The following is a 17,655-nucleotide window of genomic DNA, read 5'->3' as shown; positions in this document are numbered from 1 at the left end:
GCATCGCACTAGAAGAAACAGCTGTCCGTCAGACAGGACGATTGATGAGCCGCACAATGAGTGCACCCCCTAAGCGCTTTTCCTTCATTCACCCGCAATCCACAGCGTAGGCAGCGAACCGCCTGTAGAGCCTCTGCCGATGGCAATGGCCGAGGATAAATAAGCTCTTGATTCCCCTGGACCCAATAATCGTTTCGAATCAGCCACGCTTTGATAATATCGAGATCTGCCAAGTGCAAACCGTCGATTTCCACCTCATCAATCACCTCTCGATACAAGAGTTCGGCCGTAGCGGCCTCGTCTAGAGCACGCTCTAGACGTTGCTGCAGACGCTCGAACGGAAGTTTCGCCAAGCGCCGCGGTTGATGACGACCCATAGATAGCCTCCGGAAAGTCCTTTCCTGCGTTATCCAAGCGTAGTGCCACCTGACCGAAACTGCGAGCAGCCGGGATAACGAATTTCATTTTTATGAAACATAAATGCTTTCCGGCTAAAGGTTCCTTGGCTAGAGAGGGTTCATGTATGCTTACTGGCTTATCTAAATTGCCCTCGTAGCCCGCAGATCACGCCATGCACGAACATTACCAACCCCGTGAGATCGAAGCCGCCGCCCAATCCTGGTGGGAACAGAACAATGCCTTCTCCGTAACGGAGCAACCAGGAAAGGACAAATACTATTGCCTGTCCATGTTTCCTTATCCGAGCGGCAAGCTGCATATGGGGCATGTGCGCAACTACACCATTGGTGACGTAATTGCCCGCTACCACCGGATGCAAGGCAAGAACGTTCTTCAGCCCATGGGCTGGGATGCTTTTGGTATGCCCGCAGAAAACGCTGCAATGAAGAACAACGTTGCGCCTGCCAAGTGGACGTACGAAAACATCGAGTACATGAAGAACCAGCTCAAGAGTCTGGGTCTTGCCATCGACTGGTCCCGTGAAGTCACTACCTGCAAGCCCGACTACTATCGTTGGGAGCAGTGGCTGTTCACACGTCTGTTCGAGAAAGGCATCATTTATCGCAAGAACGGTAGCGTAAACTGGGACCCGGTCGACCAGACCGTTCTGGCGAACGAGCAGGTTATCGACGGTCGCGGTTGGCGCTCCGGCGCGCTGATCGAGAAACGCGAGATTCCAATGTACTACTTCCGCATTACCGACTATGCGGAAGAGCTGCTGACTTCTTTAGATGACCTTCCCGGCTGGCCGGAACAGGTCAAGACCATGCAGCGCAACTGGATCGGTAAATCCCGCGGCATGGAAGTCCAGTTCCCCTATGACCAGGCTTCCATTGGTCATGCTGGTGCGCTCAAGGTCTTCACGACTCGTGCTGACACACTGATGGGCGCCACCTATGTTGCCGTCGCGGCCGAGCATCCACTGGCTACCCAGGCAGCAGAAAACAACCCTGAGCTACAGGCCTTTATTGACGAGTGCAAGCGTGGCGGCGTGGCGGAAGCGGACATCGCTACCCAGGAAAAGAAGGGCATGCCGACGCCTCTGTTTGTCGAGCATCCGCTTACTGGTGAAAAACTACCGGTCTGGGTCGCCAATTATGTACTCATGCATTACGGTGAAGGCGCGGTCATGGCCGTTCCGGCACATGACGAGCGCGACTTCGAATTCGCGACCAAATACAACCTGCCAATCAAGCCAGTTGTACGCACCAGCACAGGCGATGAGACACCTGCCCCTTGGCAGGCCGCCTATAATGAATACGGTACGCTAATTAACTCCGGCGAATACAACGGCCTGGACTTCACCGCAGCCTTTGATGCTATTGGCGCTGCCTTACAAGCCAAAGGACTAGGTGAACCACGGACTCAGTATCGTCTGCGTGACTGGGGCATTAGCCGTCAGCGCTACTGGGGCTGCCCGATCCCAATCATTCACTGTGATAGCTGTGGTGATGTTCCTGTTCCGGAAGATCAACTCCCGGTCGTTCTGCCGGAAGATGTGATTCCTGATGGCGCCGGCTCTCCTTTAGCTAAAATGCCAGAGTTCTACGAATGTATCTGTCCAAAGTGCGGCGCCGCAGCCAAGCGCGAAACCGACACCATGGACACCTTCGTCGAGTCGTCCTGGTACTTTGCGCGCTATGCCTCACCAAAGTTCGAAGGCGGCATGGTAGACAAGGACGCAGCCAATTACTGGCTGTCGGTCGATCAATACATTGGCGGCATCGAGCACGCCATCTTGCACCTACTCTATGCGCGCTTTTTCCATAAGTTGATGCGTGATGAAGGACTGCTTTCTTCTGACGAGCCCTTCAAGAATCTGCTGACTCAAGGCATGGTGGTTGCAGAAACCTACTACCGCATGAACGAGAGAGGCGGCAAAGACTGGTTCAACCCCGCCGACGTAGAGGTAGAGCGCGACGCCAAGGCCAAAGTTATTGGCGCCAAGCTGAAGTCAGACGGCCTGCCGGTTGAAATCGGTGGCACAGAAAAGATGTCCAAGTCCAAGAACAACGGCGTGGACCCGCAAGCCATGATTGACCAATACGGCGCTGACACCTGTCGTCTGTTCATGATGTTTGCGTCACCGCCAGATATGAGTTTGGAATGGTCTGACTCAGGTGTAGAAGGCGGTAGCCGGTTCCTGCGTCGTATTTGGCGCCTGGCACAAGCGCATGTCAGCCGCGGCCTGCCAAATGCACTCGATACCGCCTCGCTCAACGATTCACAGAAGGATGTCCGTCGCGCTATCCATCTGGCTATCAAACAGGCTAGCCAGGATATCGGTCAGCACCACAAGTTCAATACGGCTATCGCGGCCGTCATGACCCTGATGAACGTACTGGAAAAAGCTGCGCAGGACACCGAACAGGACCGCGCACTTCTTCAAGAAGGTCTAGAGACCGTTACGCTGCTGCTGGCGCCGATCACTCCGCATATCAGCCATGCCCTGTGGAATGCGCTAGGTCATGCCGATGCGGTTATCGATGCAGCCTGGCCCAACGTTGATGAAAACGCTCTGGTGCAGGACAGCCTGCAAATTGTGATACAGGTAAACGGCAAGTTGCGTGGTCATATCGAAGTTCCTGCAAGTGCCACACGGGAAGATATCGAAGCGGCGGCCCGCATCAATGAAAACGTTCTACGGTTTACCGAGGGGCTGACCATCCGAAAGGTTATTGTCGTGCCGGGTAAGCTGGTCAACATCGTCGCCAATTAAGGCTGAACGGAGTAAGAAGATTATGATGAAACGGAGTCTCTCCTGCCTGGCAATAGTGGGCATAGCCGTTCTGCTAAGCGCGTGCGGTTTCCATTTGCGTGGTACGGGTGAAACCCAGTTGTCCTTGCGCGAGTTAAATTTAAGCGCCCGCGACAGTTACGGTGATACCGTCAGACAAGTCCGTACGATGCTGGAAAACAACCACGTACGGATCAATGCCGGTGCGCCCTATACGCTTTACCTCGCGGGCGAGCAGCAAACTCAGCGTACAGCCAGCTATACCAGCGGTGCGCGCAGCGCCGAAATCGAGCTGTCCACACGCCTGCCTTACGAAATCCGTGGCCGCAACGATGCCGTACTGCTCAGAGAAGAACTGGACACCCAGCGTTCTTATGTAACCGATGAAAACAACATCATCGGTTCTGAGCAACAGTCGCAGCAGCTGCGGACTGAAATGCGGGCTGAACTGGTTAGGCAATTGGCTTCCCGTCTGCAGGTCATTACGCCGCAGCGCCTGGAAACCTTGCAGAATGAGGCAGATGCGCGGGCACAGGCGGAGCAGGAGGCAGCTCGCGCTGCACGTGAAAGCATGCCGCCGCAGCAATCTCCTATTGAAATCCCTTCCCGTTAAGCCGAGTCGGGGCCGCAAGGCCCCGATTTCATATCGATGAAACTGAACGCCAATCAACTGTCGAAACACTTGCAAGGCACGCTTGCCCCTCTTTATGTCGTCAGCGGTGATGATCCATTGCTATGCCAAGAGGCCTGCGATGCCATTCGTGCGGCGGCACGCTCACAGGGATTTGAGGAGCGCCAAGTCTTTAATGCCGAAGCGAACTTTGACTGGGCGCAGTTATACGAAGCGGGTGCCAGTTTGTCCCTGTTCGCTCAGAAGCGCCTGATCGAACTACGTATCCCCAACGGAAAACCAGGGGACAAGGGCGCTGAAGCACTCTTGCGTTACAATGCACGCCCTGCCGAAGACACTGTTTTGCTGATCAGCCTTCCCAAGCTTGACGGCAATAGCCAGAAGAGCAAATGGGCCAAGGCCTTGATCGATGGCTCCGACGTGCAGTTCATCCAGGTTTGGCCCGTTGATGTCCACCAGCTTCCGCAGTGGATTCGGCAACGACTAGCCCAGGCTGGCCTTACCGCTACGCAAGAGGCTGTTGAGTTGATAGCTGCCCGCGTAGAAGGAAACCTGCTTGCCGCTGCCCAAGAAATCGAAAAGCTCAAGTTGCTTGCGGAACAGGGGCAAATCGACATAGCTACAGTTCAGGCAAGCGTTGGAGACAGTGCTCGCTTCGATATTTTCGGCCTGATTGATGCAATCCTCGCCGGCGAAACCAGCCATGCCCTACGAATACTTGAAGGATTACGCGGTGAAGGTGTTGAGCCGCCTGTCATCCTCTGGGCACTGGCTCGAGAGTTACGCCTACTTGCCAGCCTAGCCCAGCAACATGAACAGGGCATTCCGCTCGAGCGCGCCTTTGCCCAGGCAAAACCTCCGGTTTGGGAAAAGCGCAGGCCGTTGGTGAGCCGGGCGTTGCAGCGGAGCACAACTAACAAGCTCAACCGCCTGTTACTCGAGGCCCAGCATGTTGACGCACAAATCAAGGGACAGGCCCCTGGCGATGTATGGGCAACGCTCAGCCGACTGACCTTAGTGTTCTCAGGACAGCGTTTTCCATTACCATCTCCCGCGCTAGAGAGGCTATAACAGTGGCCTTATCATCAAGTCATGTACTCTACTCATGAGGAATCAATATGCGGTCATCATTACGCCGGCCCAACAAGGCCAAATCGCTAGTTTGCAAACCCTATCTCCGCTGCCGCCAGGAGAAGCCTAAAAAAGGCAAAGGCAGCTACCGCCGCGAAGCCTTCTCAGTTGATAACGAGAAGGCTTTTTTGTTTGTGGCTGCCTGAGCGGAAGAGTCCTTTTGTTATGCAGACGCGCCGTCCAAGGCATGTTATGGTGACTAGCCTGTTGACGAGCCCGGTGGAGATTCATGCAACACGGGAAAAAAAGCAGACTGAAACACAGCAGTCTCATCGCCGGCACGCTGGCTACCTTGATCACCGGTATTATTGCCGCTTGCGCCCAAACACAGACGCAGTCTCCTGGTGCAACGACCAGTACGTCGCCCGCTACATCCAGCACCTTCCCCGTACAAAAAGATAAGGGCACGCTGCCTACGCCTGTCGCGCTCCCCCCCGAAAGCTTTGATCAATGGCGTGAACGCTTTCGCCAGGATGCCATGCGTGCAGGAATCGATACTGCCACCTTGGATCGCGCATTAAATGGCCTCTCGCCGGATGACGCAGTAATCGCGGCAGATCGTAGCCAGCCAGAATTTACGCGCCCTGTATGGGAGTATCTTGCCAGCGCCGTATCACCTACTCGAGTACGTAACGGCCAAGCTTTATTGACCCAGCATGCCGTCCTGCTGAACCGCCTTGAAGCAAGGTATGGCATCGAACCCGAGCGCCTCGTGGCGTTTTGGGGAATCGAAAGCAATTACGGCAGTAACATGGGTACCAAAAACGTCATTCGCTCACTGGCTACCCTGGCCTATGAGGGACGTCGCCCCGAGTTTGCCCGTACCCAACTGTTGGCCGCCCTAGGCATTCTGCAACAGGGTGACATCACGCCTGAGAGTATGATCGGCTCGTGGGCAGGCGCCATGGGGCAAACACAATTTATTCCTACCACCTACAATGAACACGCCGTTGATTTTGACGCAGACGGCCGACGTGATATTTGGAATTCGACAGCCGATGCTCTGGCTTCTACGGCTAACTACCTGAAAGCTTCCGGCTGGCAGGACCGTAAACCCTGGGGCTTCGAAGTAAGGCTTCCGCAAGGCTTCGATTATGCCCAAGCGGATATGGATATCCGTAAGCCCTTAAACGAATGGACTGCTATGGGCATTCAAGGCGTCAGCGTTGCCCTACCATCAGCCTATTCCACGGAGCAGGCATCAGTGCTGCTACCTGCCGGTCATCGTGGGCCGGCTTTCCTGGTCTTCAACAACTTTCGCACCATTCTTCGTTATAACAATTCATCGTCCTATGCATTAGCCATTGGATTGCTCTCGGATAGTTATCAAGGCGCTGGCAAGGTTCAAGCTGCCTGGCCACTTGAGGATGCTCCCTTGAGCCACAGCGAGCGCATCGAATTGCAGCAGCGCCTCTCCGATAAAGGTTTTGACCCAGGCACACCCGACGGCATCATTGGCGCCAATACCCGACGCGCTATCCGGGCGTTCCAACAGACCTTGGGCTGGCCCGCTGATGGCTACCCTACCCCGTCTTTACTTGCTCGCTTGCGAACATAGCTTCTTCGTACGCATAAAAAAGGCGCCTTTAGAGGCGCCTTTTTTCAACCCAAGTACTTAGCTGATCTTGCTTCCATGAGCCTGCTGATCGGCATGGTAGGAAGAGCGTACCAGTGGTCCAGAGGCAACATTCTTAAAGCCCATCTTTTCACCCTCCTCGGCAAACCAAGCAAAGGTGTCTGGATGCACGAACCGTTGGACTGGCAGGTGATTACGCGAGGGCTGTAAATACTGTCCTAGCGTCAGCATATCGATGTCATGCTCACGCATTCGTTTCATCACCTCGATGACTTCATCATCGGTTTCTCCCAATCCAAGCATAAGCCCGGACTTGGTCGGCACGTGTGGAACGCGCTGCTTGAACTTCTGAAGCAGGTCTAGCGACCACTCGAAATCAGAGCCAGGGCGGGAAGACCTGTACAGCCGTGGAACTGTCTCCAAATTGTGGTTGAATACATCTGGCGGCTCACTCGCTGTAATATCCAGCGCAATATCCATTCGTCCGCGGTAATCCGGTACCAACGTTTCCAGCTGAATACCTGGGGACAGCAGGCGGATCTCACGCAAACAGTCAGCAAAATGCTGAGCACCGCCGTCCCGCAGATCATCTCGATCCACCGATGTGATCACTACGTATTTCAAACGTAGATCGGCAATTGCCACAGCAAGGTTCTTTGGCTCATCTACATCCAGCGGCTTCGGACGGCCATGCCCTACGTCACAGAATGGGCAACGACGAGTACAAATATCACCCATGATCATGAAGGTTGCCGTACCACCAGAGAAGCACTCGCCCAAATTCGGGCACGACGCCTCTTCGCAAACGCTATGCAGCTTGTGCTTACGCAGCAACTGCTTGATGCGATCTACCTCCGGCGTTACCGGAATCCGTACGCGAATCCAGTCAGGCTTGCGCGGTAATTCTTCAGTTGGAATGATTTTTACCGGTATACGGGCAACCTTCTCGGCACCCCGTAGTTTGACGCCTGCCTCGACCTTTTGCCGCGTAGGCATCTGGGGCGCATTTGGCGCAGAAATCTCGGCATTCACACTGTCTTGTACGATCGTCATGTCAATTGTTTTCCAGGGTGATCTGGTCGGCATAGCCGAGCTGCGACACAAGCTGCTGGCGCAGCCTCTGAGTCACCTCGGCAAATTCAATCGGCCCGGTATGATCACGCAGTTGAGTCATGGCCAGGCCGGCATAACCACAGGGATTAATACGGCGAAACGGCGCTAAATCCATATCCACGTTTAACGCCAAGCCGTGGAAGGAGCGCCCGTTGCGGATTCGCAGACCCAGCGAGGCAATTTTCGCTCCGTTGACGTAAACACCCGGCGCATCGGGCTTAGCGACTGCTTCAACATTATAACTGGCTAACAGCTCAATAAGGCTCCGCTCAATCCGCGTCACCAGCTCACGAACGCCTAATCCCAGGCGTCGTACATCTAACAATAGATAGGCGATTAACTGTCCAGGCCCATGGTACGTTACTTGGCCGCCGCGATCGACCTGTATGACCGGAATATCCCCAGCATTAAGCAAATGCTCGGCCTTACCGGCCTGGCCTTGTGTGAAGACGGACGGATGCTGTAACAGCCAGGCCTCGTCCAGTGCAGAAGGCTTACGCTCATCGGTAAAGCGCCGCATGGCCTGCCATGTTGGCTCATAAGGAACCACCCCTAGTTCGCGAAAGCCGAGCGGCTTGTCCATTACAGCACCATATGTACACGGCCAGTAGCACGCAGATCCACATGGATGTTCTGCAACTGCTCAACGCCTACAGCGCGAATCAGCACCTGAACGGACAAAAACCGCCCGTTTCGGCTATCACGCGTGACCAGGGTTCCTGGGTCAAGATCAGGTGCATGCCGCTGAATGATTTCAATCACCAAGTCAGCAAAGCCGTCTCCAGCATCACCAATGACTTTGATGGGATAGTTGTCGCAAGGAAATTCTATTTTGGGCGCTTGTACGTCGTTATCGGTCATGACAGTCAGGGGCCTGAGCCCGAAATGGCAGGCGCCTGCAGGAGGCAGGCGCCTAAGGATTAGTTGAACAATCCGTAGAAGAATAGACGAATGCTATCCCACAACTTACGGAAGAAACCACCCTCTTCGACCGGTTGCAACGCTACGAGATCAGCACTGTGCAGAACCTTATCGTCCAGCTTGACCTCGACCTTACCAATAACTTGGCCTTGAGCAATAGGCGCCGTGATTTGCGGATTCATAACCATTTCAGCATTGAGCTTTTTGAGCTGGCCCCGGGGTAATGTCATAGTCAGGTCATTGGCCAATCCAGCGGATACCTCATGCTCGGTGCCTTTCCAAACTGGTGCGCGTGCAAGCTCGACCCCTTTTTTATAAAAGGTCTGAGTTTCAAAGAAGCGGAAACCATAAGTGAGCAATTTTTGAGTTTCAGCAGCGCGAGCCTGCTCGCTGTTAGTACCGAATACCACGGCGATCAGGCGCATACCGTCACGTACAGCAGAAGCCGCCAAACAATAGCCGGCTTCCTCAGTGTGGCCTGTTTTAAGGCCATCTACGGTCTTGTCGCGCCATAGCAGCAGGTTACGGTTAGGCTGCTTGATGTTGTTCCAGAAGAACTCCTTTTGCGAATAGATCGCATAGTGGTTCGGCTCTTCGAAAATAATGGCACGAGATAACTTAGCGATGTCATGGGCCGAGGAGTAATGATCCGGATGAGGCAGGCCAGTTGCGTTCATGTAATGCGAGTTGGTCATACCCAACCGCTGAGCCGTGGTATTCATCATATCGGCAAACGCATCTTCGCTGCCGGCGATGTGTTCGGCCATAGCCACGCTGGCATCGTTACCCGATTGAATAATAATCCCGTGCAGCAGGTCACTCACCGATACCTGATTACCTACCTGAATGAACATACGCGAACCGCCTGTACGCCAGGCGTGCTCGCTGACATTGACCATATCGCTTTCTTTAATCCGGCCTCGCTCGATCTCCAGGGTGGCGATATAGGCAGTCATCAGTTTGGTCAGGCTTGCTGGTGGCAGGCGTTCGTCAGAGTTGTATTCCGTAATCACAGTGCCGCTATTGGCATCCATCAGGATCCAAGCCTTGGCAGCCAGTTGAGGCGGTGATGGAATCATGGGCTCAGCCGCCCAGGCGGTCGGCGCAGTGACGAACAGAACGAGCAAGAACAAGCGTTTAGCTAAGGAGGTGATGTTCATCCGACTCTCTAATGGTTAAGCAGGTGTTTAAAACGAGCCCAGAGGGCCTATACAAAATGCTTCCGACTTTTCCTTCGTCAATCCGGCCGCACCAAGGAAGCCTGCCCCAGATTGGCGAGGCGAACCGCGCTCTGAAGCTGACTCGCCTCACCCGGCGTGCCGATCGGCCCCATCCTCACCCGGTGTAGCGTCTGCTGGTTGCGTACGACCGAGCTGATAAATACCGGGGCAGCCGTCAGGTCGCTGAGCTTGTCCTTCAAGAGCTCCGCAGCGTCCGGGTTGGCGAACGCGCCCACCTGGAGATACAGCCCATCGACTGATGCAGAAGCGTTTTTTTTTGACTCGATCTCCAGTGGCACCACAGGGGCAGCATGCTGTTGAGGCGGCGGTGTGTACGCTTCAATCGTTGCTACCGCTTGCGGCTTGGGAGCAGGCGCAGCTGCCCGCTGGGGTTGGGCTAATACCATAGGCATGGGCCGTCCTTGCTGAGCCCACCAAGCCGCCGGATCGATGCCTTCGACACGAACTCGCGCCGTGCCGGTTTCGGCATAGCCTAATTTTTTGGCCGCCGCGAAGGACAAATCAATGACTCGATCCGAATAAAACGGACCTCGATCATTGACCCGTACGATTACGCTTCGATTGTTATCTAAATTAGTAACCCGTACGTAACTGGGTAACGGTAGCGTTTTATGGGCTGCCGTCATCCCGTACAGGTCGTATGTTTCGCCATTAGCCGTGGCCTGGCCGTGAAATTTGGTGCCATACCAGGACGCTGTACCTGTTACCCGATACGTACTGGACTCGTTGAGCGGGAAGTACGTCTTGCCTAGCACAGTATAGGGGTTGTTCTTGTACGGGCCATAATGCGGCATAGGAACAGCATCGGGAATCCGCGATACGTCGACATCCCACCAAGGAGCGCCGTCCTTGTGCGGACGAGCATAGCTACCAGGCCCGGACACTGATCCATAGGTAGGTGTCTGTGACGGGCGGCTACTCGAGCAGCTTGCTACTAGCACGGCCAGACCGACGCAGACAACAGCACTTACGCTTCGATTAAAAAAGCAATTCATTGGACAACCTCACGGCTATGACGCACAGCAATGGCTTCAGCCAGCTGATTGACAGCCATCGCGTACATGACGCTGCGGTTATAACGAGTGATTGCATAAAAGTTTGGCAATCCCATCCAGTATTCCGGACCAGCCTCGCCATCGAGACGGAACGAGGTGACCTTCAGATCGTCGCGGAGCTCAGCCTGACTGGTCCACCCTAAATCGCGCAACTCTGCCACGCTTTTTGTTGGCTCAATACTCTGAACGACACCTTCTTCAATCCTGCTGCCCTTGACCTGGGCTCGCGCAACCACAGTATCTCCAGCAGTCCAACCGTGCCGTTTGAAATAATTCGCCACGCTACCAATCGCATCGGCAGGATTGCTCCATATATCGATATGGCCATCCCCATCAAAGTCGACTGCATAGGCACGAAAACTACCTGGCATAAACTGCGGCAGCCCCATGGCGCCGGCATAGGAACCATTGAGACTGAGTGGATCAAGCTGCTGCTCACGACTTAACAAGAGGAACTCACGTAGCTGGCTACGAAAGAAAGGCGCGCGCTGGGGGTAGTCAAAGGTCAGCGTGGACAAGGCATCGAGGACACGGTAATTGCCTTTATTGCGACCATAGAAGGTTTCTACACCAATAATGGCCACTATGAACTGAGCTGGCACACCATACTCTCGCTCGGCACGAGCTAGCGCTGAAGCGTTTTCGTTCCAGAAGGCAACGCCTTGAGCGATGCGCCTATCGGTGACGAAGATGGGCCGGTATTCACTCCAGGACTTTACCCGCTCGGCAGGACGGGAAATCGCCTGGAGAATGGATTGTTTACGACTAACCTCTCGAAACAGGTCCGTCAGTTGTTCATGAGCAAAACCATAGTTTTGCGTCATTTCTTTAATAAAATCCGCGGCCTGGGGAGAATTATCGTAATCGCCTGCCGAGGCAGCACTTGTTATAACCAGTGTCCCAATCAGGCCAACGCACTGAAGGCAGCGGCCTATCCATCCAAACGGTGTCAGCATTGCGTCCTTCACTTAATCACGCTTGAGCGATCCACTTCCGGTGCGTATGAATCGCCATTAAAACCCCGAACCCACACAACAGTGTCACCACCGAGGTACCACCATAACTGATAAACGGTAGCGGTACGCCGACTACAGGCAGCAAACCGCTGACCATACCAATGTTTACGAAAACGTAAACAAAAAACGTCATGGTGACGCTACCAGCAAGCAACTTACCAAATAAGGTCTGTGCCTGAACAGCAATGGTCAGGCCGCGGCCGATCAATAACAAATACAAGCTGAGCAGCAGGCAAACCCCTACCATGCCAAATTCCTCGCCGAGGACAGCAATGATAAAGTCCGTATGGCTTTCGGGCAAAAAATCCAGATGAGATTGAGTTCCAAGCAACCAACCCTTGCCAAAGACACCACCGGAACCAATGGCCGCCTTGGACTGGATGATATTCCAGCCTGCTCCCAAGGGATCCATTTCAGGATCAAGAAAGGTCAGTACACGACGTTTCTGATAGTCATGCATTACGAAGTACCACATGGCGACAGCCACAGGAGCAGCGGCCGCTATAGCACCTAACAGCCAGCGCCATTGTAGACCTGCCACGAACAGAACGAATCCCCCGGAGGCCAGAATCAACATGGCAGTTCCCAGGTCAGGCTGATCCAGGATCAGGACGAAGGGAACGCCAATCATAATAATGCTCAAGACTACATGCTTGAGTTGCGGCGGTAGGCTGCGCTTGGAAAGATACCAAGCCACCGTCATTGGCATTAGTAGCTTCATGAACTCGGACGGTTGGAACCGGATAACCCCTGGAATGTTGATCCAGCGCGTGGCCCCCATGGCGTTATGCCCCATAACGTCAACGACAACTAGCAAGGCCACGCCAATGAAATAGCCCAGTGGTACCCAGCGTGCCATGAATCGGGGTTCGAACTGGGCAATAAAGATCATCGCCACGATACCTAGCCCAAACGAGGTGCCCTGCTTGATAACAAGGTCCCAGTTCTTGCCACTGGCCGAGTAAAGTACAAACAGCCCAACCGCGCCCAGCATCAATAGAATGAGCAACAGCGGGCCGTCGATATGCATCCGCTGCAGGAGCGAGGCACGGCGACGCATAACATCGCCTTCCGGCAAGGTACGGTCAAAATTAGAATTCATGGACTGTCCGCCTTGGCTACCACCGACTTGGCATACTCAGCCTTGAGCTGTCCCTTGTCATCCAATAGCCAGGCATCAGCTACCTGCTTTAGAACAGGAGCGGCCACGCCGCTGCCCGACTCTCCGTTTTCCACCATGACGGCTATAGCAATTTGGGGATTCTCGGCAGGAGCGAAGCCGACAAACAAAGCATGGTCCCGGTGACGCTCGCGCAAAGCAGCCGAGTTATAGCGCTCGTTCTGCCGTATTGCCACGACCTGGGCAGTACCGCTCTTGCCTGCAAGATGATAGGCCATGGTTGCCCCTACTTTGTGTGCAGTACCGCGCGGGGCATGCAGTACCATTTCCATTCCCCGGGTGACTCGGTCCCAGTTGGCCGGATCCTTCAAGGTAATGTTAGGCATCGGATTAGAGTCAACGGGCGGTACACCTTCAATCGTCTTGGCCAGGTGCGGACGGATCCATTTACCACGATTAGCAATCAGGGCAGTAACCTGAGCCAATTGCAGCGGAGTCGTCTGCATATATCCTTGCCCAATTCCCAGAATAAGCGTTTCGCCGGGATACCAGACCTGCCGACGCGTAGCGCGTTTCCATTCACGGGACGGCATAAGCCCCGACGCCTCTTCGAACATATCCAGTGCCACCCTCTGGCCTATGCCGAAGCGAGACATGTAATCATGTAGCCGGTCGATACCTAACTTGTGGGCCAGATCATAAAAGTAGGTGTCGTTGGATCGCATAATAGCGGTTTCCATATCCACCCAACCGTCACCGCCATGATTCCAGTTGCGGTATTTGTGGTCGTAATTGGGTAGTTGATAGAAACCTGGGTCAAAGACACGTGTACTGGGTGTAATTACACCCGCATCAAGGCCTGCCAAAGCAACCGCAGGCTTAATAGTGGAGCCTGGCGGATAAAGACCGCGCAGAACCCGGTTGTACAAGGGGCGGTCAATGGAGTCCCTCAGTAAGGAGTAGTCCTTGAAACTGATGCCGGTTACGAAAAGATTGGGATCGTAGCTGGGCTGACTTACCATCGCCAGCACGTCGCCCGTGCTTGGCTGAATAGCAACAATAGCGCCACGACGGCCACCTAGGGCCTTTTCCGCCGCAGCCTGCAAGTTAGCATCCAGCGTTAAAATAATGTCCTTTCCTGGCTTAGGGTCGGTCCGATTGAGTACCCGCAGCACACGCCCGCGGGCATTTGTCTCAACCTCTTCGTATCCTACTTCGCCGTGCAGTTCATTTTCATAGAAGCGTTCGACGCCTGTCTTACCAATATGGTGTGTTCCGCTATAGTTAACAGGATCAAGCTTTTTAAGCTCTTGTTCATTAATACGGCCGACATAGCCGACCGAATGGGCGAAATGCTCACCTAGGGGATAATGCCGGACCAGTTGAGCGGTTACGTCAACGCCTGGAAGGCGGAACTGATTTACGGCGATACGCGCTATCTGTTCTTCTGTCAGCTCGAACAGGATGGGCACCGGTTCGAACGGGCGCCGGCCCTGGCGCATACGTTTTTCAAAGAGATCCCGGTCTTCGGGCGGCAGCTCCAGGATTTCCATAATGGCATCCAGCGTCTTTTGCCAATTACCAGCACGCTCTCGCGTAACGGTCAGGCTGAAGCTAGGCCGATTATCCGCGAGAATAACGCCATTACGGTCATAGATCAGTCCACGCGTAGGCGGAATTGGCTGGACATGGACGCGGTTGTTTTCCGAAAGCGTTGAGTGATAGTCATACTGCATGACCTGCAAGTAATACATACGTGCAATCAATACACATGACAGCAACGCAATCGCCACCACGCCAACAATTACGCGCGAGCGAACTTGGCGAGCGTCTTTTTCATGATCCTTGAGACGAATCGGTTGCGGCATCGACGAGAGAAGGTATTACTTGTGGTAAGGATGCCCAGCCAATAAGGTCCAGGCGCGATAAATCTGCTCGCCGATCAATATGCGCACGAGCGGGTGAGGCAAGGTCAATGGTGACAATGACCAACGCTGCTCACTTCGCGCCATGACCTCAGGCGCCAGCCCTTCCGGGCCGCCGACCATAAGGTTGACATTACGGGCATCGAGTCGCCAGCGGGAAAGTGTTTCAGCCAGCTGCTCCGTGCTCCACGGTCGGCCTCCAACTTCCAGCGTCACTATACGCTCTCCAGGCTGAACCTTTGCCAACATAGCTTCACCTTCCAGGCGAATCAGCCTAGTTACGTCGGCATTCTTGCCGCGCGTATTAAGCGGAATTTCTACCAGATCCAGCGGCAGCTCAGGCGGGAGACGCTTGGCATATTCTTGCCAGCCCTCTTCGACCCAACGCGGCATGCGTGAGCCGACGGCAATCAGGCGCAGGCGCACAAAATCACTTATTCGCCATGAGCTGCACGACTTTGCTCGGCGCCTCGCCAGAGACGCTCAAGATCATAAAATTCGCGTGTAGCTGGCAGCATGACATGAACGACCACATCGCCCAGGTCGAGCAGTGCCCACTCGCCAGCTTCCAACCCCTCGCTACCCAGAGGTTGCACACCGCTCCGCTTTACTTTTTCCAATACGTTATCCGCCAAGGATTTCACATGGCGACTGGACGTGCCACTGGCAATAACCATGACATCCGTTACGCTGGTCTTGTCCCGCACATCAAGGGTAGTAATGTCTTGGGCCTTCATGTCTTCCAAGGCATCTACCGCCAGCTGCACCAATTGTTCGCTTTGCATAAATTAAAACCTAACCTCGTATTCAAGTCGTGGCACGGTAAAGTCCGTACCTTTCGATATAGGCCAACACTGCATCCGGCACCAAGAAGCGAACGGATTTTCCAGCAGCAATAAGGCCTCGGATTTGAGTAGCAGATACCGCCAACGGTGTCTGCCATATATAAGTGATCTGCCCGGCCGGCCCCGCGAGATCATGCGGGTCTGCCTGAGTACGTGCGGCTATCAGATCGCACAGCACTTGTGGCGGCTCGCTGTCGGCATCCGGCCGTTGCAATACCAAGATGTGGCATAGCTCTAGCAACTCCTTCCAGCGATGCCACCCAGGCAAGCCACAAAAAGCATCCCATCCCAGCATCAACAACAGCTGTACGTCAGGCCCTAATTCGTCTCTTAGCGCCTCTAGCGTTTCAATCGTGTAAGACGGCCGCTCACGGCGAAACTCGATGTCGTCAACCTTCAGGCACTCAACATCCTTAACCGCTAGCTCGACCATTGCCAAACGCTGCCGGGCAGAAACCTGAGGCTCCCCCCGGTGCGGCGGACGGGCACCCGGAATCAGACGCAATTCATCCAGGCCAAGCAACTCGGCTACTTCAAGCGCGCTACGCAGATGCCCGATATGAATCGGATCAAAGGTGCCACCGAATAATCCGATACGTCTAACCATCAGGAGCGTAATTGACCGTCACCGATTACGATGTACTTTTCACTGGTAAGTCCTTCCAGACCGACCGGCCCACGGGCATGTAGCTTGTCGGTAGAGATACCGATTTCGGCTCCAAGCCCATACTCGAAGCCATCAGCAAAGCATGTAGGAGCATTTACCATGACCGAACTGGAATCCACTTCAGCCAGGAAACGCTGCGAATGGCCCAAGTGCTCAGTGACAATCGCATCTGTATGGTGTGAACCATAGTGGTTGATATGAGCCACAGCGTCGTCCAGTGTCTGTACAACCTTGATTGACAGGATGGGAGCCAGGTATTCGGTACTCCAGTCTTCTTCGGTGGCTGGTTGCGCATTGATGACAGTACGGGTTTTAGTACATCCCCGTATCTCGACACCTTTTTCTTCCAGCGCTGCGGCAAACCCAGGCAGGAAATCAGCGGCGACCTGCTCGTGCACTAGTAGGGTTTCCATAGCTCCACAGATCCCGTAGCGATAGCATTTTGCGTTAACAGCAATCCGCAAGGCCTTTTCCAGGTTCGCCTGCTCATCCACATACACATGGCATATACCGTCCAGGTGTTTGATGACTGGTACACGCGCATCCTGGCTGATTCGCTCGATCAGCCCCCTGCCGCCTCGTGGCACAATCACATCCACATATTCAGGCAAGGTAATCAAGGCACCAACCGCAGCGCGATCAGTCGTCTCAACCACCTGTACCGCCGCCGCAGGCAGGCCAGCATCGGCCAAGCCTTTCTGAATGCAGACGGCAATGGCACGATTGGAGTGAATCGCTTCAGAGCCGCCGCGCAGAATAGTGGCGTTACCGGATTTCAGACAAAGACTGGCGGCGTCGATCGTGACGTTTGGCCGAGACTCGTAAATGATACCAATGACGCCTATCGGTACACGCATCTTTCCAATCTGGATACCGGAAGGGCGATACCCCATATCACGGATCGAACCAACCGGGTCAGGCAAAGCTGCAACCTGGCGGAGCCCGGCGATCATGCCATCGATACGTGCAGGCGTTAGTGCCAGCCGATCCAATAGTGCAGGCTCAAGGCCTACAGCACGTCCCGCAGCCAGATCCTGCTCGTTTGCCTCGATAAGTGACGGTCGTGCCTGATCCAGCGCAACGGCAGCAGCCAGCAGGGCCTGATTTTTTTGGGCCGTCGAAGCCCTAGCCAGCAAACGCGACGCCTCGCGGGCCGCACGGCCCAAACGGATCATGTAATCGAGCACAGACTCAGTCATGGCGGATAGGATTTGGCTG

Annotated in this window: 18 protein-coding genes; 5 read left to right on the top strand and 13 right to left on the bottom strand. The window is 54.5% G+C overall.

The annotated features are described in order from the left end of the window. Positions 1-8 precede the first annotated feature (8 nt). Positions 9-377 carry a hypothetical protein gene (locus IQ22_RS10310; RefSeq protein ID WP_145141415.1) on the bottom strand — a complete coding sequence of 123 codons (369 nt, stop codon included), beginning with the start codon at positions 375-377 and terminating at the stop codon, positions 9-11. 194 nt (positions 378-571) lie between these two features. Here IQ22_RS10310 and leuS point away from each other — a divergent pair, with 194 nt between their 5' ends. The 5 genes from leuS to IQ22_RS10285 all read left to right on the top strand — a co-directional run bounded on the left by leuS (position 572) and on the right by IQ22_RS10285 (position 6,516). Then, a complete protein-coding gene (gene leuS / locus IQ22_RS10305) occupies positions 572-3,178 on the top strand; it encodes a leucine--tRNA ligase (RefSeq protein WP_145141413.1) in 2,607 nt (868 codons plus the stop codon). Positions 3,179-3,200: 22 nt separating this feature from the next. Further along, positions 3,201-3,809, top strand: a complete 609-nt coding sequence (locus IQ22_RS10300; protein ID WP_145141411.1) for an LPS-assembly lipoprotein LptE — start codon at positions 3,201-3,203, stop codon at positions 3,807-3,809. Positions 3,810-3,845: 36 nt separating this feature from the next. Beyond that, entirely contained in the window at positions 3,846-4,898 is a 1,053-nt protein-coding gene (gene holA / locus IQ22_RS10295) for a DNA polymerase III subunit delta (RefSeq protein WP_145141409.1), read from the top strand. Between the two features lie 47 nt (positions 4,899-4,945). Further along, entirely contained in the window at positions 4,946-5,104 is a 159-nt protein-coding gene (arfA, locus tag IQ22_RS10290) for an alternative ribosome rescue factor ArfA (RefSeq protein WP_145141407.1), read from the top strand. A gap of 83 nt (positions 5,105-5,187) precedes the next feature. Further along, positions 5,188-6,516: a lytic murein transglycosylase gene (locus tag IQ22_RS10285; RefSeq protein WP_145141404.1), complete on the top strand. Its 1,329-nt coding sequence runs from the start codon at positions 5,188-5,190 to the stop codon at positions 6,514-6,516. A gap of 57 nt (positions 6,517-6,573) precedes the next feature. On the opposite strand, the gene lipA is transcribed toward IQ22_RS10285, so the two are convergent. The 12 genes from lipA to IQ22_RS10225 form a co-directional block, all read right to left on the bottom strand. Then, on the bottom strand, positions 6,574-7,530 hold the full coding sequence (gene lipA / locus IQ22_RS10280; RefSeq protein WP_145141727.1) for a lipoyl synthase: 957 nt from the start codon (positions 7,528-7,530) through the stop codon (positions 6,574-6,576). 58 nt (positions 7,531-7,588) lie between these two features. After that, a complete protein-coding gene (lipB, locus tag IQ22_RS10275) occupies positions 7,589-8,230 on the bottom strand; it encodes a lipoyl(octanoyl) transferase LipB (RefSeq protein ID WP_145141402.1) in 642 nt (213 codons plus the stop codon). Beyond that, positions 8,230-8,508 (bottom strand): DUF493 domain-containing protein, encoded by a 279-nt coding sequence (locus tag IQ22_RS10270; RefSeq protein ID WP_145141400.1) that lies wholly within the window; start codon positions 8,506-8,508, stop codon positions 8,230-8,232. Before IQ22_RS10270 ends, lipB begins: the two co-directional genes overlap by 1 nt. A 59-nt stretch (positions 8,509-8,567) precedes the next feature. After that, positions 8,568-9,728: a D-alanyl-D-alanine carboxypeptidase family protein gene (locus IQ22_RS10265; protein ID WP_145141398.1), complete on the bottom strand. Its 1,161-nt coding sequence runs from the start codon at positions 9,726-9,728 to the stop codon at positions 8,568-8,570. A gap of 77 nt (positions 9,729-9,805) precedes the next feature. Next, positions 9,806-10,804, bottom strand: a complete 999-nt coding sequence (locus tag IQ22_RS10260) for a septal ring lytic transglycosylase RlpA family protein (protein ID WP_145141396.1) — start codon at positions 10,802-10,804, stop codon at positions 9,806-9,808. Further along, complete coding sequence (gene mltB / locus IQ22_RS10255) at positions 10,801-11,820, bottom strand: lytic murein transglycosylase B (protein WP_145141394.1); 1,020 nt, start codon at positions 11,818-11,820, stop codon at positions 10,801-10,803. Before mltB ends, IQ22_RS10260 begins: the two co-directional genes overlap by 4 nt. A gap of 16 nt (positions 11,821-11,836) precedes the next feature. Then, entirely contained in the window at positions 11,837-12,940 is a 1,104-nt protein-coding gene (rodA, locus tag IQ22_RS10250) for a rod shape-determining protein RodA (protein ID WP_167654168.1), read from the bottom strand. A 38-nt stretch (positions 12,941-12,978) separates the two neighbouring features. After that, entirely contained in the window at positions 12,979-14,868 is a 1,890-nt protein-coding gene (gene mrdA, locus IQ22_RS10245; protein ID WP_145141390.1) for a penicillin-binding protein 2, read from the bottom strand. 15 nt (positions 14,869-14,883) lie between these two features. Further along, positions 14,884-15,351 (bottom strand): 23S rRNA (pseudouridine(1915)-N(3))-methyltransferase RlmH, encoded by a 468-nt coding sequence (gene rlmH, locus IQ22_RS10240; protein WP_145141388.1) that lies wholly within the window; start codon positions 15,349-15,351, stop codon positions 14,884-14,886. Positions 15,352-15,359: 8 nt separating this feature from the next. After that, a complete protein-coding gene (gene rsfS / locus IQ22_RS10235; protein WP_145141386.1) occupies positions 15,360-15,710 on the bottom strand; it encodes a ribosome silencing factor in 351 nt (116 codons plus the stop codon). Positions 15,711-15,732: 22 nt separating this feature from the next. Further along, on the bottom strand, positions 15,733-16,377 hold the full coding sequence (gene nadD / locus IQ22_RS10230) for a nicotinate-nucleotide adenylyltransferase (protein ID WP_145141384.1): 645 nt from the start codon (positions 16,375-16,377) through the stop codon (positions 15,733-15,735). Beyond that, the gene (locus tag IQ22_RS10225) at positions 16,377-17,636 is read right to left on the bottom strand and encodes a glutamate-5-semialdehyde dehydrogenase (RefSeq protein WP_145141381.1); all 1,260 of its coding nucleotides are present in this window, start codon (positions 17,634-17,636) and stop codon (positions 16,377-16,379) included. Before IQ22_RS10225 ends, nadD begins: the two co-directional genes overlap by 1 nt. Positions 17,637-17,655: the final 19 nt, after the last annotated feature.

The organism is Pseudomonas duriflava, from assembly GCF_007830155.1.
Taxonomy (GTDB): Bacteria; Pseudomonadota; Gammaproteobacteria; order Pseudomonadales; family Pseudomonadaceae; genus Chryseomonas; species Chryseomonas duriflava.
Note: the sequence above shows the minus strand (reverse complement) of the source record. Positions and strands in the feature narration are given on the sequence as shown.